General features: G+C 71.7%; 13 protein-coding genes. 11 read left to right on the top strand and 2 right to left on the bottom strand.

The annotated features are described in order from the left end of the window. Nucleotides 1-153 precede the first annotated feature (153 nt). The 8 genes from NON19_RS09430 (at nt 154) to NON19_RS09395 (ending at nt 9905) form a co-directional block, all read left to right on the top strand. Nucleotides 154-603 carry a hypothetical protein gene (locus NON19_RS09430; RefSeq protein ID WP_255926250.1) on the top strand — a complete coding sequence of 150 codons (450 nt, stop codon included), beginning with the start codon at nt 154-156 and terminating at the stop codon, nt 601-603. Nucleotides 604-660: 57 nt separating this feature from the next. Further along, a complete protein-coding gene (locus NON19_RS09425) occupies nt 661-1557 on the top strand; it encodes a TatD family hydrolase (protein ID WP_255926249.1) in 897 nt (298 codons plus the stop codon). Nucleotides 1558-1762: 205 nt separating this feature from the next. Next, nucleotides 1763-3013 carry a resuscitation-promoting factor gene (locus tag NON19_RS09420; protein ID WP_255926248.1) on the top strand — a complete coding sequence of 417 codons (1251 nt, stop codon included), beginning with the start codon at nt 1763-1765 and terminating at the stop codon, nt 3011-3013. Between the two features lie 91 nt (nt 3014-3104). Beyond that, the gene (rsmA, locus tag NON19_RS09415; RefSeq protein WP_255926247.1) at nt 3105-4001 is read left to right on the top strand and encodes a 16S rRNA (adenine(1518)-N(6)/adenine(1519)-N(6))-dimethyltransferase RsmA; all 897 of its coding nucleotides are present in this window, start codon (nt 3105-3107) and stop codon (nt 3999-4001) included. Next, nucleotides 3998-4921, top strand: coding sequence for a 4-(cytidine 5'-diphospho)-2-C-methyl-D-erythritol kinase (locus NON19_RS09410; protein ID WP_255926246.1), 924 nt, complete (start codon nt 3998-4000; stop codon nt 4919-4921). The genes rsmA and NON19_RS09410 overlap by 4 nt, the downstream gene beginning before the upstream one ends. A gap of 241 nt (nt 4922-5162) precedes the next feature. Next, complete coding sequence (locus NON19_RS09405) at nt 5163-6965, top strand: ABC-F family ATP-binding cassette domain-containing protein (protein WP_255926245.1); 1803 nt, start codon at nt 5163-5165, stop codon at nt 6963-6965. A 282-nt stretch (nt 6966-7247) separates the two neighbouring features. Then, nucleotides 7248-8903, top strand: a complete 1656-nt coding sequence (locus NON19_RS09400; RefSeq protein ID WP_308213668.1) for an outer membrane protein assembly factor BamB family protein — start codon at nt 7248-7250, stop codon at nt 8901-8903. Nucleotides 8904-9236: 333 nt separating this feature from the next. Next, entirely contained in the window at nt 9237-9905 is a 669-nt protein-coding gene (locus tag NON19_RS09395; RefSeq protein ID WP_255926244.1) for a helix-turn-helix transcriptional regulator, read from the top strand. Nucleotides 9906-10038: 133 nt separating this feature from the next. Here NON19_RS09395 and NON19_RS09390 read toward each other — a convergent pair whose 3' ends face one another. Both NON19_RS09390 and NON19_RS09385 read right to left on the bottom strand, forming a co-directional pair. Next, nucleotides 10039-10323, bottom strand: a complete 285-nt coding sequence (locus NON19_RS09390) for a hypothetical protein (RefSeq protein ID WP_255926243.1) — start codon at nt 10321-10323, stop codon at nt 10039-10041. Nucleotides 10324-10344: 21 nt separating this feature from the next. Beyond that, nucleotides 10345-12033, bottom strand: coding sequence for a sodium:solute symporter family protein (locus NON19_RS09385; protein WP_255926242.1), 1689 nt, complete (start codon nt 12031-12033; stop codon nt 10345-10347). A 331-nt stretch (nt 12034-12364) separates the two neighbouring features. On the opposite strand from NON19_RS09385, the gene galT reads away from it, so the two are divergent. From galT to galK, 3 genes are read left to right on the top strand one after another with little or no spacing between them, the layout of a single operon-like run. After that, nucleotides 12365-13513, top strand: a complete 1149-nt coding sequence (gene galT, locus NON19_RS09380) for a galactose-1-phosphate uridylyltransferase (protein ID WP_255926241.1) — start codon at nt 12365-12367, stop codon at nt 13511-13513. Continuing rightward, nucleotides 13510-14487 (top strand): UDP-glucose 4-epimerase GalE, encoded by a 978-nt coding sequence (gene galE, locus NON19_RS09375; RefSeq protein ID WP_255926240.1) that lies wholly within the window; start codon nt 13510-13512, stop codon nt 14485-14487. The genes galT and galE overlap by 4 nt, the downstream gene beginning before the upstream one ends. Further along, nucleotides 14484-15626: a galactokinase gene (gene galK, locus NON19_RS09370; protein WP_255926239.1), complete on the top strand. Its 1143-nt coding sequence runs from the start codon at nt 14484-14486 to the stop codon at nt 15624-15626. Before galE ends, galK begins: the two co-directional genes overlap by 4 nt. Nucleotides 15627-15810 lie beyond the last annotated feature (184 nt).

Raw genomic sequence — 15810 nt, 5'->3', positions numbered from 1 at the left:
GGGTTGCGGCCCCACCGTCGGCGCAGCCCACAAACACCCCAAATCTGGCTCAAGAGACGGGAACCACTACTGCGGCCCGCCCGCGGTAGGCGTTCGCTGGTAGTGGGAAAGTCCCGCTCCGGACACCCTGTCCGGAGGGCAACAGGAGCTGCCATGAGCGAGGCCATAGGCACCCCGTACGGAGAACCCGCCACCGGACCGTCGTCGGCCGATACGGCACACGAGGCCTATTCGTTCGCGTGCCTGCGGTGCGGGCACGGCTGGGAGCAGTCGTACCGGATCGCGCACAAGACCGACGAGACCGGTCGCACCACCGTCACCTACTACGCGGGCGACAAGCGAGTGCCGTCACCGTTGACCCACCCGGTCTGCCAGAACTGCGGCGGCCACACGGTCCGCATCATGCGGTCCGGGCGCGTCTCCGGCGCGCGCCGCTGGGATCCGATGATCCTGCCCTTCCCCGAGCAGTACGAGCGGCACGACGCCGCCTATGAATTCGGCGACCAGGACGACGCGGCCAAGCCGCGCCACCACTGGCGCCTCGCCGACCTGCTCCACCTCTTCCACCGCGGCCACGCCCGCGACCGGGACCGCGCGGCCTGACCGGCCCGCGCGCTCCCGCGTGCCGCCCCCGGACGCCGCGTCCGTAGACTCCGGGGCATGGCGGCACAAGGAACCCCCAAGCAAGACAAGGCGGCGGCTCCGCCGCTTCCGGAGCCGTTGCGGGTTCCGGTCGCCGACTCGCACACCCATCTGGACATGCAGGACGGGACGGTCGAGGACGCGCTGGCCAAGGCCGCCTCGGTCGGCGTCAACACCGTCGTCCAGGTCGGCTGCGACCTGGCCGGATCGCGTTGGGCGGCGAACACGGCCGCCGCCCATGAGAACGTGCACGCCACCGTGGCGCTGCACCCCAACGAGGCACCGCGCATCGTGCACGGCGACCCTGATGGCTGGTCCCGACAGGGCGCCCGGCAGCCGGGCGGCCTGGCCGCGCTCGACGCCGCGCTGGAGGAGATCGCCACGCTCGCCGCGCTGCCGCAGGTCCGCGGGGTCGGTGAGACCGGCCTGGACTACTTCCGCACCGGCCCGGAAGGCGTCGAGGCGCAGACGTACTCCTTCCGCCGGCACATCGAGATCGCCAAGCGCCACGACAAGGCGCTGGTCATCCACGACCGTGACGCGCACGCGGACGTGCTGCGGGTGCTGGAGGAGGAGGGCGCGCCGCGCACCGTGGTGTTCCACTGCTTCTCCGGCGACCAGGAGATGGCCAAGGCCTGCGCCGAGGCCGGGTACTACATGTCCTTCGCGGGCAACGTCACCTTCAAGTCCGCCCAGCCCCTGCGCGACGCGCTGACCGTCGCACCGCTGGACCTGCTGCTGGTGGAGACCGACGCTCCGTTCCTCACCCCCGCGCCCTACCGGGGGCGGCCCAACGCGCCCTACCTGATCCCGGTCACGCTGCGGGCGATGGCGGAGGCCAAGGGCGTCGAGGAGGACGAGCTGGCGGCGGCGATCGCCGCCAACACCGCCCGGGCGTTCGGCTATGCGCCGTAATTTCCGCCGACCACCCCGATTTTCACTACACAGGGTGACATAGCGGCTTTGGAGAGTGGCTGCGGCGTTCGCTAGGGTCCTCCTCCCGATCAAGGGGAGCCGGACCCGTGGAGTCGTCGTGAGCAGTTCGCAGGGCAGTCACCGAGGTGGCCGAGGCACCCGCGTCGCACCCCGCCCCGCGCCGCCACCCGCCGACCCCGCGGGCGTGACGGCCACCACCGTGCTGCCCCGCCAGACCGCCTACCCCGGCCACGAGCTGTACGGGGCCGCCCCCTACCAGGGCCGCGCCGCGGCCCGGCACCACCGCAGGGCCGCCGCCCGCGCCACCACCCGCGGCACCGGACGCCGCAGACGCGCCGCACGTACCGACCCCCTGCGCCAGCTGCTGCCCCGGATGCTCGTGGTCGCCTTCCTCACCGGCGGCACATACGCCTACCTGACCGGCGAGAAGGACGTCGAGCTGACCGTCGACGGCACCCCGCGCACGTTGCACACCTTCGCCGACGACATCCCCGAGCTGCTGCGCCAGCAGCACATCCCGATCGGCGACCACGACAGCGTCGCCCCCGGCCCGAACGCCGGACTGCACGACGGCGAGGACATCGCCGTGCGCTACGGCCGCCCGCTCGCCCTCACCCTCGACGGCCAGCGACACCAGGTGTGGACCACCGCCCGCACCGTCGACGAGGCGCTGCGGCAACTCGGGGTGCCCGCCGAGGGGGCGCACCTGTCCACCCCGCCCGACGCGCCGATCGGCCGGTCGGGCATGCGGCTCGACGTGCGCACCGAGCGCACCGTGACATTCCTGGCCGACGGCCGGGCGCACACGGTGCGCACCAACGCGGCCACCGTACGGCAGGCGGCCGCCGAGGCGGGCATCGCCTTCGGGCCGCGGGACACCACCTCCGTCGCCCCCGGCAGCTTCCCGCGCGACGGCCAGACCGTCTCCGTCATGCGGATCACCGGCAGCACCGAGGTCCGCGAGGAGCCGATCCCGTACCGCACCGTGCGCCAGCCCGACCCCACCCAGTTCAAGGGCACCGAGGAGGTGGTGATCCCCGGCGAGGTCGGAGTGCGCCAGGTCAGGTACGAGCAGCGCACCGTCAACGGCGTCAAGGACCGGCCGCGGCGGACCGGCGCGCGGGTGCTGAAGGAACCCATCGACGAGGTCATCGCCGTCGGCACCAAGCCGCAGCCCACCTCGGTCGCCGGAGCCGACGGCCTCAACTGGGCGGGCCTGGCCCGCTGCGAGACGGGCGGACGGCCCAACGCCGTCGACTCGTCCGGCACCTATGGCGGCCTCTACCAGTTCGACACCCGCACCTGGCACGCCCTCGGCGGCACCGGACGCCCACAGGACGCCCCCGCCGCCGAGCAGACCTACCGCGCCAAGAAGCTCTACGTACGCCGTGGCACCACCCCCTGGCCGGTGTGCGGCCACAAGCTGATGTCTTAAGCGGCCTCGGGCACCGCACCGGACGACGCGGAAACGCACCCGGCATCCCCGAGGCCGCTTAGCGGTACCGCCTCGCACGTAAACTTCTGCGGTGAGCTCCAGCCCCCGTACCACCCACGCCGCCGACGAGCCAGGGCCGCTGCTCGGCCCCGCCGACATCCGCGAGCTGGCCGCCGCGCTGGGCGTACGCCCCACCAAGCAGCGCGGCCAGAACTTCGTCATCGACGCCAACACCGTGCGCCGCATCGTGCGCACCGCCGACGTACGGCCCGACGACGTGGTGGTCGAGGTCGGCCCAGGGCTCGGCTCGCTGACCCTGGCGCTGCTGGAGGCCGCCGACCGGGTCACCGCCGTGGAGATCGACGAGGTGCTGGCCGCCGCGCTGCCCAGCACCATCGCCGCCCGGCTGCCGCACCGCGCCGACCGCTTCGCGCTGGTGCACCGCGACGCGATGCGGGTCACCGAACTGCCCGGGCCCGCGCCGACCGCGCTGGTGGCCAACCTGCCGTACAACGTGGCCGTTCCGGTGCTGCTGCACATGCTGGAGACCTTCCCGACCATCGAACGCACCCTGGTGATGGTGCAGTCCGAGGTCGCCGACCGGCTCGCCGCCAACCCCGGCTCCAAGGTCTACGGGGTGCCCTCGGTCAAGGCCGCCTGGTACGCGGAGGTCAAGCGGGCCGGCGCCATCGGCCGCAACGTCTTCTGGCCCGCGCCCAACGTCGACTCCGGCCTGGTCTCCCTGGTGCGGCGCCCCCACCCGCCGAAGACCACGGCGAGCCGCGAGGAGGTCTTCGCGGTGGTCGACGCGGCCTTCGCCCAGCGCCGCAAGACGCTGCGCGCGGCGCTCGCCGGATGGGCCGGGTCGGCCGCCGCCGCCGAGGCGGCACTGACCGCCGCCGGGGTCTCGCCGCAGGCGCGCGGCGAGTCGCTGACCATCGAGCAGTTCGCGAGCATCGCCGAGCACAAGGGGGCAGCAGCCCAGTGACCGCACCCGTCATCGTCCGCGCGCCCGCCAAGGTCAACGTCCAACTGGCCGTCGGCGGCCTGCGCCCGGACGGCTTCCACGACCTGGCCAACGTGTTCCTCGCCGTCGGCCTGTACGACGAGGTGACGGCCACCCCCGCCGACCGGCTGCGGATCACCGCCTCCGGTCCGGACGCCGACCAAGTCCCGCTGGACGAGGGCAACTTGGCGGCCCGCGCCGCGCTCGCCCTGGCCCGGCGGTACGGCCTGGCGGCCGACGTGCACCTGCACATCGCCAAGGACATCCCCGTCGCGGGCGGCATGGCGGGCGGCAGCGCGGACGCCGCGGCGGCACTGCTCGCCTGCGACACGCTGTGGGGCACCGGCGCCTCCCGCGCCGAACTGCTGGACATCTGCGCCGAGTTGGGCAGCGATGTGCCGTTCAGCCTGGTCGGTGGCGCGGCGCTGGGCCGCGGGCGCGGTGAACTGCTGGAACCGGTGGAGACCGGCGGTACGTTCCACTGGGTCTTCGCGGTCGCCGACGGCGGGCTGGCCACCCCGGCCGTCTACCGCGAGTGCGACCGGCTGCGGGAGGCCTCCGGCCAGGGGTTCACCGCCGCCGAGCTGCCCGACCCCGAGCCGTCGGCCGCCCTGCTGGCGGCGCTGCGCACCGGCGACGCGAGCGCGCTCGCCGGTGCGGTCAGCAACGACCTGCAGGCCGCCGCCCTGTCGCTGCGCCCGGCGCTGGCCGACACCCTGCGCGCGGGCACGCAGGCGGGCGCGATGGCCGCCCTGGTCTCCGGCTCCGGTCCCACGTGCGCGTTCCTGGCCAGCGACGAGAACGCCGCCAAGGTGGTGGCCGACGCCCTGATCTCCTCCGGCACCTGCCGCACGGCCCGCACCACCTCAGCCCCCGCCCCCGGCGCGACGGTGGTGGGCTGAGCGCTCCGCTGGGGGCGCGGGCGATCTGCCGTCGATCGTCCGCGGCACCGTCGTGGCCGGTCGCGCAGTTCCCCGCGCCCCTTTCAGGGCGCCACCGAGCAACCCCCGCGGCGCGGCCCGGCGGTGCCGAACCAACCCCAGCCCCGACCCAGCCCCCCAAACGGGCGCGAGGCGGTCACGCCGCGGCGTCTCGGTACGCTGGAAGGCCGACGCAGTCGCCCCGTCGCCCCCATGGAGAGAAATGGCCGTCAACCTCATCAACGTCGAGTCCATCGGCAAGGTGTACGGAACCCGCACCCTGCTCGACGGCACCAGCCTCGGCGTCTCGGAGGGCGACCGCATCGGCGTGGTCGGCCGCAACGGTGACGGCAAGACCACCCTCATCCGCATCCTGGCCAAGCTGGAGGAGCCGGACCACGGCCGGGTCACCCACGTCAGCGATCTTCGGCTCGGCGTCCTCACCCAGCACGACTCCCTCGACCCGGCGGCCACCATCCGCCACGAGGTGCTCGGCGACCTCGCCGACCACGAGTGGGCGGGCAACGCCAAGGTCCGCGACGTACTGACCGGCCTGTTCGGCGGCCTGGACCTACCCGGTTTCGCCCAGGGCCTGGACACCGTCATCGGCCCGCTGTCCGGCGGTGAGCGCCGCCGCATCGCGCTGGCCAAACTGCTCATCGCCGAGCAGGACCTGCTGGTGCTCGACGAGCCCACCAACCACCTCGACGTCGAGGGCATCGCCTGGCTCGCCGAACACCTCCAGGCCCGCCGCTCCGCGCTGGTGTGCGTCACCCACGACCGCTGGTTCCTGGACCAGGTGTGCACCCGCATGTGGGACGTCCAGCGCGCCGAGGTCTACGAGTACGAGGGCGGTTACTCCGACTACGTCTTCGCCCGTGCGGAACGCGAGCGCCGCGCCGCCACCGAGGAGGCCAAGCGGCAGAACCTGGCCCGCAAGGAGCTGGCCTGGCTGCGCCGCGGCGCCCCGGCGCGCACCAGCAAGCCGCGCTTCCGGATCGAGGCGGCCAACGAGCTGATCGCCGACGTGCCGCCGCCGCGGGACTCAGCGGAGCTGATGCGGTTCGCGAACTCCCGGCTCGGCAAGACCGTCTTCGACCTTCAGGACGTGAGCGTCAGCGCGGGCGACAAGGTGCTGCTGAAGCATCTGACCTGGCAGCTCGGTCCGGGAGACCGGATCGGCCTGGTCGGCGTCAACGGCGCGGGCAAGACCTCGCTGCTGCGCGCGCTGGCCGACGCCGCCTACACCGAGGGCGACAAGCAGCCCGCGGGCGGCAAGGTGGTGGTCGGCAAGACGGTACGGCTCGCCTACCTCTCGCAGGAGGTCGCCGAACTCGACCCGGCCTGGCGGGTGTTGGAGGCCGTGGAGCGGGTGCGGCAGCGCGTCGACCTGGGCAAGGGCCGCGAGATGACCGCCTCGCAGCTGTGCGAGCGGTTCGGCTTCACCAAGGAGAAGCAGTGGACCCCGGTCGGCGACCTCTCCGGCGGTGAGCGGCGTCGGCTCCAGTTGCTGCGGCTGCTGATGGACGAGCCGAACGTGCTGTTCCTGGACGAGCCGACCAACGACCTGGACATCGAGACCCTCACCCAGCTTGAGGACCTTCTCGACGGCTGGCCGGGCTCACTGGTCGTCATCAGCCACGACCGCTACTTCATAGAGCGCACCACCGACCGGGTGTTCGCACTGCTCGGTGACGCGACGTTGCGGATGCTGCCGCGCGGCATCGACGAGTACCTGGAGCGGCGCCGCGCCGCCGTCGCGGCCGCCTCGGCCCCGTCGGCCGCCGCGGCCCCGGCCAAGCCCAGGTCGTCGGCGGCCGACGCGCGCGCCGCGAAGAAGGAGCTCCAGAAGATCGAGCGTCAACTGGACAAGATCGGCGAGAAGGAGGCCAAGCTGCACGCCCAAATCGCCGAGAATCCAACGGACTTCGAGAACGTCGCGAAACTGGACGCCGAGCTGCGTGGACTGCGCGACGAGCGCGAGGAGTTGGAGATGCGCTGGCTGGAGCTGGCGGACGAGGTGTAAAGGGCCTGTGGAGGCGGTGACGGGGGGATAACGGCGGTGTCACGTGAGCGGACCGCCCCGGCACTCGCTCGGGGCCGGGTGATACAAAAGGTGCCCGCTTGATACCAAGCAGGCACCTAGTACAACGATCACGGGGGAAAACCGCTCATGTCCCAGCCGCCTGACGGTACGGGGAACTCCGGCGCACCGCACGAGATGCCAACCCAACTGGCGGGAGCGGCAGTTCCGCCGCCGCCCCCGCCTCCGGGCCAGCCGCCGCAGGCCCCACCGCCCCCGCCTCCCGTGCCGGGGCAGCCGCCGCAAGCCCAGCCCCCGACCCCGGGCCAGGCCCCGCCGCCCCCGCCCCCGGCGCCGGGGCAGCCGCCCGCCCCGGGCCAGCCGCACTACGGCTATCCCGCGCCGGGCTACGGCTACCCGCAGCAGCCGCCGGTCCAGGGCGGCCCGAACCCGTACGCCCAGCAACCGCCGTACGGCTACCCGCAGCAGCCGCAGTCCGCGCAACCGCCGACCCAGCCGATGCAGCAGCAGGGTTGGAGCGGCAGCCCGTACGGCCAGCCGCAGCAGCCGCCCTACCCGGCGCCGTCCGGCGGACGCCTGTCGGGCGGCAAGCTCGCCGCGTTGATCGCGGGCGTCGTGGCGGCGGTGCTGGTGGTCGGTGGTGGCGCCTACCTGTTGACCTCCGGCGGTAACCCGAAGCCCGTGGCCAAGGGTGGCGGCTCGGGGAACGGCGGCGACAACGCCCCGCACAACGCCCAGGGCAAGGTCGCCTGGACGGTGCCCGCGCCGACGGTGACCAAGCAGCAGAACATCGCCCCCACCCCGGGCATGTGGTTCAGCGGCGACGACGTGGTCAAGCAGACCCCGACCGGCGTCACCGCGTACGACCTGGCCTCCGGCCAGCAGCACTGGACGGTGCCGTCCCCGGAGGGCGGCACCTGTGACGCGGCCAACGACATCGTCAACAACAAGGTCGCCGTGCAGTACGGGACGCACTGCGAGAACCTGATGGTCGTCGACGCCTCGACCGGCAAGCTGGCGTGGAACAAGCCGCTGGGCTTCCCCGACGGCACCTTGACCGACTACACCGACATGGCGATCAGCGGCGACGTGGTCGCGGTGACGGCCGACCAGCGCACGGTCTCGTTCCAGGCGAGCACCGGAAAGCCGCTGTGGCACTCCAACGACGGCTCCGACGCCCATGACAAGGGCTTCGCCGGTGGCTCGCAGATGGTCGAGGTGTACTACAACGGCGGCGACCAGGAGAAGAACAACCACGTCTCGCTGATCGACCCGATGACCGGCAAGCCGAAGTGGACCTGGGACGCCCCGGCCGGTACCGAGGTGGTCAGCGTCATCTCGGTCAACCCGGTGGTGGTCGGCATCGGCGCGGGCAACACGCTGATAACCGACGTGTGGGACGTCGACGGCGGCCGGCTGGCCGGCAAGGTCTCACTGGGCGGGGGCGGCTCCGAGGGCAAGTACGCGATCCACTGCCCCGCCAACCAGATGACCCCCTGCAACAACGTGGTGGTGTCCGGAAACACGCTCTACATGGCGACCAGCGAGCACTCCGGCAGCAGCGCGGGCACCACCAACAACGAGATCGCCGCGTTCGACCTGTCCAGCGGCAGTAGCAAGTGGCTGTCCAAGAGCGCTGACGCGCCGATGCAGTTGGTGAGCGCGGACGGTAACTCGGTGATCGCGTACCAGAAGTCCAGCTTCGAGAAGGCGGGCAAGGTCATCAAGGTCGACCCGTCCAGCGGTGCGCTGTCCACCTACACCACCTTCGACGACTCCACCGCGCAGCAGGAGGGCGACCTGGACTCCGCGGGCCTGGACGACTCCGACTTCGGTTGGCACAACAACATCCTGGCGATCAGCGTCTCGCAGGTCTACAGCGGCAACACCGAGAAGTACCTGGTGGGCGCCCTGCACTGACCCTCGCCCACCCCGACGGCCGCCCGGCCGCCCGCACTTCCAAGTGCGGGCGCGCGGGCGGCCGTTGGCGTTGGGTTGACGGGTAATGGCATCGCTCTGTCGACATGCGACAGAAACAAACTTTCTGTCGCATGTTCCGAACCGATCCGGACGGATTCGGGCATGAACCGGCCAGGAAGGGAGGGATTTTCGGTATGCGGGGATGCTTCTGGCGGGTATGGGGCGCGCCAGGTCGAACAAGCGTGTAGCTTCCGGGGCTATACCGGGGCCGCAGGGGGGTGTGGTGTGGGCGGGACGCCGGGAGGGGCGCGTGGGGATTGGGGGAGTGCCCACATGGGCGTACGGATCGTGGTGGTGGACGACCACCGGTTGCTCGCGGAGGCGCTGGCCTCCGCGTTGAAGCTGCGCGGGCACCGGGTGCTGGCCGCCGGTGCGCCGAGTTCGGGCGCGGCGGACCTGGCGATCGGGCGGGCGCCCGAGGTGCTGTTGATGGGTACCTCGACGCCCGCCGAGCCGGGGGTGTTCGACCCGGTGACGCGGATCAAGCGGGAGCGTCCGGCGATCGCGGTGATCGTGCTGGGGCCGGTGCCCAATCCGCGTGGCATCGCCGCCGCGTTCGCCGCCGGGGCGTCCGGGTACGTGCGCCACGACGAGCGCATCGAGGGCGTGGAGCGGGCGATGGCCAAGGCACGGGCCGGGGAGGTGGCGGTGGCGCCGCAGTTGCTTCAGGGGGCGTTCGCCGAACTGCTGCATCCGGCGGCGGAGCCGGACGACGAGGGCAGCAGGCTGCTGCAGATGCTCACCCCGCGCGAGGTGGAGGTCCTGGTACGGGTCGCCGAGGGCGAGGACACCCGGTTGATCGCGGCCGGAATGGGCATCGCCCCCAGCACGGCCCGCACCCACGTCCAACGTGTCCTGATGAAGCTGGGCGTCGGCTCCCGCCTGGAGGCGGCCGCCCTGGCCGCGCGAACGGGCCTGCTGGACCGGGCTTCGGGCCACTGAGCGCTCCGCTGGGAGTGCGGCGATGTGCGATCGGTCGCCTGCGGCGCCGTTGCGGCCTTCGTCCTTACGCCTGGGGGCTGGTTCGGCACCACCGAACCAACCCCCAGCCAGAATGCTCCGCCGGGCGGCAGCCCTACTCCCCGTCCTCCGCCTGCCGCGCGGGCGGGGACGTTGGGTTGAGCCGGAGCCAGACCAGGAAGGCCGCGCCGAGCACCAGCATGCCGACCCCGGTCCACAGGTTGATGTTGATGCCCTGCGCCTTGCGCAGGTCCGCGTCGGACGCGGTGATCCCGGCGATGGTCACGATCGCCCCGTAGACCACGAACAGTCCGCCGATGATGCCCCGTATGTCGAACAGCCGCGCCGCGGTGGCGGACCGGCGCTCCAGTTCCTCGACCTCGTGCTGGTAGTCACTCATGATGCTGCGCTCCTGGAGAACCTAGAACGAGAACGGGACGTACAGCGCCGCGGCGATGACCAGCGCGGCGGTGCCCAGTAGGGCGGGCCTGCGGTACCAGGCCTCGTCCCCGGCGGCTGGCGGCTCCTCCATGCCTGGCGAACGGGTGCCGTACACCAGCCCGGCGAGCTCCTCGACGGGCTTGGGCCTGGTGACCACGCTGACCGCCACCATGACCACCGCTCCGGCGACGAAGCCGACGATCGCGGAGACGAAGTTGGCGCCCTGGTCGCTGGGGATGGCGATGACGTGCTGCTTGTAGATGTAGAAGTAGTTGACCATCGCGGCCACGGTGCCCGCCAGCAGCCCCCAGAACCCGGCCTGCGCGGTGGTCCGCTTCCAGAACATGCCGATGATGAAGACCACGAACAGCGGCACGTTGAAGAACGAGAACAGCGTCTGCAGGTAGGCCATGATGTTGCTGAAGCTGGAGGCCAGGAACGCGGTGCCGATGCTGGCCAGCACCCCGAGCACGGTGATGATCCGGCCGAACCGCAGGTAGTAGGCGTCGGACTGACCGCGCTTGACGTACCGCGACCAGATGTCGTTGGTGAACACGGTGTTGAACGAGGAGACGTTGGCCGCCATGCCCGCCATGAACGCGGCCAGCAGTCCGGTCACCGCGATGCCCAGCACACCGTTGGGCAGCAGGTCCTGCATCAGGAGCGGGATGGCGTCGTTGTAGGTCAGCGACGAACCGGGTGTGCCGATCTTCGGCACGATGGCCGCCGCGATCAGCCCGGGTATCAGCACGCCGAAGACGATCAGCACCTTGGGGAAGGCCGCGATCAGCGGCGTGCGCTTGGCGGCGGAGAGGTTCTTGGCGGACAACGCCCGCTGCACCTCGGCGAAGTTGGTGGTCCAGTAGCCGAAGCTGAGCACGAAGCCGAGCCCCAGCACGATGGTCAGCCAGTTGGCGCCCAGGGGGTTGGCGTGGCCGATGCCGGTGCCGCCCCAGGCGGTCATGAAGTCATGGCCGCGGGTGTGGTCCAAGGTGGTGGTCAGGCCGTGCCAGCCGCCGACCCGCTTGAGGCCGACGACCACCAGCGGGATCAGCGCGGCGAGGATCACGAAGAACTGCAGCACCTCGTTGTAGATCGCCGAGGACAGCCCGCCGACGGTGATGTAGACCAGCACGAACAGCCCGGCGACCAGGATCGCCACCCAGGTCGGCCAGCCCAGCAGCGCCTGCACCACGATCGCCATGGCGTACAGGTTGACGCCCGCGATCAGCACCGCGGACAGCGCGAACAGCACCGAGCTGAGCAGGTGCGCCTTGGGGTCGAAGCGGTGCAGCAGGAACTCCGGCACCGAGCGCACCTTGGAGCCGTAGTAGAACGGCATCATCACCAGGCCGAGGAAGACCATCGCCGGTATCGCGCCGATCCAGTACCAGTGCACGGTGTAGACGCCGTACTGCGCGCCGTTGGCGGCCATGCCCAGGATCTCGGTGGCGCCGAGGTTGGCGGCGACGAACGCCAGGCCGGTGACCCAGGCGGGCAGGGAGCGTCCGGACAGGAAGAAGTCAAGGCTGGTCTTCACGCTGCGTTTGGCAGCGAAACCGATGCCGAGGACCACGGCGAAGTAGATCACCAGGATCGCGTAGTCCAGTCCGTTGGTGGGGAGCCGAAGCCCATCGGCCAGGTATGGCAGAGGTGGTCTCGCTGGCATAGGTGGTCTCGCTTCTGGCGGGCGGGTGGATGGACGAAGTCGCCTGAACGTAACGCCGGATGTTTGGAAAATGAACAGGCCTGGTGAAGTTCTTTGTTGGATCGTGATCGAACGCCTGCCGCCGAGGGGTAGGTCAGGGGCTTCGCCGCCGGTTTCCCCGGGCTCGTTGAGCGAGCGCCTCCTTCTAGGGGTTGTGGGCCAGAGGGTCGCCGGTTTCGCTTCCCGCGTGCGCCAGGGCTGCGCCCGGCGCCGCCCGCCCTTGCGTTGACGCGGTCGGTGCTGTTGGGTGATGCTGCATTGTGTTTGATTTTGTTGATGGAGGAGTCTTCGGGTGAAGAAGACGACGACCCTGCTCGCCGACGGTCGTGAACTGGTCCACTACGACGCCCGCGACGACGTGGTGCGCGACGCCGTCGACCAGCGCCCGCTGGAGCCCACCACCACCGCCTCCGAGATCCGCCACGACCCGCTGCTGGACGAGTGGGTCGCCATCGCCTCCCACCGGCAGACCCGCACCTACCACCCGCCCGCCGACGCCTGCCCGCTGTGCCCCTCACGGGACGGACGGCACAGTGAGATCCCGGCCGCCGACTACGACGTGGTCGTCTTCGAGAACCGCTTCCCCTCACTGACCGGCGGCCCCGGCCCGCTCACCGCCGACGCCCCCGACGGCCTGCTCGCCCACCGCCCCGGCGCCGGACGCTGCGAGGTGGTCTGCTTCACCCCCGACCACGACGCCTCCTTCGCCGACCTCACCCCCGACCAGGCCCGGCTCGTCCTCGACGCCTGGACCGACCGCACCGCCGAGCTGTCCCAACTCCCGGGCGTCCAGCAGGTGTTCTGCTTCGAAAACCGCGGCCGGGAGATCGGCGTCACCCTCAGCCACCCGCACGGCCAGATCTACGCCTACCCCTTCACCACCCCCCGCACCGCCCGCACCCTGCACAGCCTGGCCGCCCACCGGGAACGCACCGGCGGCCGCAACCTCTTCGACGACGTGCTCGCCGCCGAACGCGCCGACGGCACCCGCGTGGTGCTCACCGGCGACCACTGGACCGCGTTCGTCCCGCACGCCGCGCACTGGCCGTACGAGGTGCACCTCTACCCCAACCGCCGCGTCCCCGACCTGCTCGGCCTCGACGAGGCCGCCCGCGCCGAGTTCCCGCACCTGTACCTGGAACTGCTGCGCCGCTTCGACCGGATCTTCGGCACCGGCGAGCCCCCCACCCCGTACATCTCCGCCTGGCACCAGGCGCCCGTCCAGCACGCCGACCGCCGCGACTTCGCCCTCCACCTCGAGCTTTTCACCATCCGCCGCACTTCCGGCAAGCTGAAGTTCCTGGCCGGTTCGGAGTCCGGCATGAACGTGTTCATCAACGACGTCCCCCCGGAGGCCGCCGCCGCCCGGCTGCGCGAGATCGCCACCCAGGAACACCGCGGCCACCACGGCCAGCACAAGAAGGCAGGGCAACAGCAGTGACCAGCAAGGTTCTCGTCACCGGCGGAGCGGGCTACATCGGCAGCGTGGTCGCCGCGCACCTGATCGAGGCCGGACGCCACGTCGTCGTCCTCGACGACCTGTCCACCGGCCACCGCCAGGCCGTCCCCGAGGCCGCCGAGTTCATCGAGGGCCGCGTCCAGGACGCCGCCCGCGTCCTGGACCCCACCTACGACGCCGTACTGCACTTCGCCGCCTACTCCCAGGTCGGCGAGTCCGTCGCGCACCCCGAGAAGTACTGGCGCAACAACGTCGGCGGCACCCTCGACCTGCTGGACGCCATGCGCGACGCGGGCGTGCGCACCCTCGTCTTCTCCTCCACCGCCGCCACCTACGGCGAACCCACCCGCACCCCCATCACCGAGACCGACCCGACCGTCCCCACCAGCCCCTACGGCGCCTCGAAACTCGCCGTCGACCAGATGATCGGCGCCGAATGCGCCGCCCACGGCCTGGCCGCCGTATCCCTGCGCTACTTCAACGTCGCGGGCGCCCACGGCCGGTACGGAGAGCGGCACGACCCCGAGTCACACCTGATCCCGCTGGTCCTGCGCGTCGCCCTGGGCGCACGCGAGTCCATCTCCGTCTACGGCGACGACTACCCCACCCCGGACGGCACCTGCGTGCGCGACTACATCCATGTCGCCGACCTCGCCGAAGCCCATCTGCTGGCGCTCGACGCCGCGTTGGGCGGATCGGTCCAGCGCGGTGAGCACCTCGTCTGTAACCTCGGCAACGGCAACGGCTTCTCCGTCCGCGAAGTCATCGACACCGTACGCAAGATCACCGGACACCCGATCCCCGAAGCCGTCGCGCCCCGCCGGGCGGGCGACCCGGCGGTACTCGTCGCCTCGGCCGAACGCGCCCGCACCCGGCTGGGCTGGAAACCGTCCCGCACCGACCTCGCCTCGATCGTCCGCGACGCGTGGGAGTTCGCGAAGGAGCACCAACCGTGACGCACACCGAGTTCCGCAGGGTGTACCAGACCGACCCGGAAGGGGTCTGGGCCGCCCCCGGACGCGTCAACCTCATCGGCGAACACACCGACTACAACGACGGCCTGGTGATGCCCCTCGCCCTGCCGCACACCACCACCGCCGCCGTCACCCGCCGCACCGACGGCCTGCTGCGCCTGCACACCGCCAACGAACCGTCCACACCGGTCGCCGAACTACCCGTCGCCGACCTCGAACCCGGCGCCGTCACCGGCTGGACGGCCTACCCGGCCGGTGTGGTGTGGGCGCTGCGCGGCGCGGGCCACCCGATCACCGGCGCCGACATCCACTACGACAGCACCGTCCCGGTCGGCGCCGGTCTGTCCTCCTCCGCCGCACTGGAGATCGTCACCGCACTGGCCCTGTCCGACCTGCACGAACTCAACCTGCCCGGCTGGCAGTTGGCGCGGCTGTGCCAGCGCGCCGAGAACGTGTTCGTCGGCGCCCCCACCGGCATCATGGACCAGACCGCCGCCGCCTGCTGCCAGCCGGGCCACGCCCTGTACCTGGACACCCGCGACCTGTCGCAGCGGCAGATCCCCTTCGACCTGGCCGCCGAGGGGCTGCGGCTGCTCGTCATCGACACCCGCGTCGAACACGCCCACAGCGACGGCGCCTACGGCGACCGGCGACGCGGCTGCGAGCAGGCCGCCGCGGACCTGGACGTGGTGGCGCTGCGCGACATCCCGTACGGCGAACTCCACACGGCCCTCGGACGGTTGGCCGACGAGGAACAGCGGCGCCTGGTACGGCACGTCGTCACCGAGAACCACCGCGTCGCGCAGGTCGTCGCCCACCTGGAAGCGGGCCGCACCCGCGCCATCGGGCCGCTGCTGACCGCCGGGCACGCCTCGCTGCGCGACGACTTCCGCGTCTCCTGCGCCGAGTTGGACCTGGCCGTGGACACCGCGCTGTCCTGCGGCGCGCTGGGCGCCCGGATGACCGGCGGTGGCTTCGGCGGCTCGGCGATCGCCCTGGTCGAGGAGGCCACCGCCGACAAGGTCAGCGAGGCGGTCACCGCCGCCTTCGCCGCCGCGGGCCACCTTCCGCCACGGGTGTTCACCGCCGTCCCGAGCGCGGGCGCGCGCCGCCTCGTCTGACGCCGCTCCCGAAACTCCGTCTCCCGTAAGGGAGTTGGGGCGCCCAACGCGGTGTGCGGCCACCGCCGCACGCCGCGCACCGCGTCATTGGCCGAGCGTGAATCCGCCGTACGCGCCCCTGGCGACCGCCGCACGCGCCCCGTCGCCGCGCCACAGTGCGCCCCCTCGGCGACCCGGTGGCCGA

This window comes from Streptantibioticus rubrisoli (assembly GCF_024436055.1).
Classification (GTDB): domain Bacteria; phylum Actinomycetota; class Actinomycetes; order Streptomycetales; family Streptomycetaceae; genus Streptantibioticus_A; species Streptantibioticus_A rubrisoli.
This window is presented reverse-complemented; position numbering and strand designations above follow the sequence as displayed.

Coding starts and splice junctions, on each gene's coding strand:
- NON19_RS09430 (WP_255926250.1), top strand. CDS start 154: ATGAGCGAGGCCATAGGCACCCCGTACGGAGAACCCGCCACCGGACCG.
- NON19_RS09390 (WP_255926243.1), bottom strand. CDS start 10,323: ATGAGTGACTACCAGCACGAGGTCGAGGAACTGGAGCGCCGGTCCGCC.
- NON19_RS09425 (WP_255926249.1), top strand. CDS start 661: ATGGCGGCACAAGGAACCCCCAAGCAAGACAAGGCGGCGGCTCCGCCG.
- NON19_RS09405 (WP_255926245.1), top strand. CDS start 5,163: ATGGCCGTCAACCTCATCAACGTCGAGTCCATCGGCAAGGTGTACGGA.
- NON19_RS09385 (WP_255926242.1), bottom strand. CDS start 12,033: ATGCCAGCGAGACCACCTCTGCCATACCTGGCCGATGGGCTTCGGCTC.
- NON19_RS09395 (WP_255926244.1), top strand. CDS start 9,237: ATGGGCGTACGGATCGTGGTGGTGGACGACCACCGGTTGCTCGCGGAG.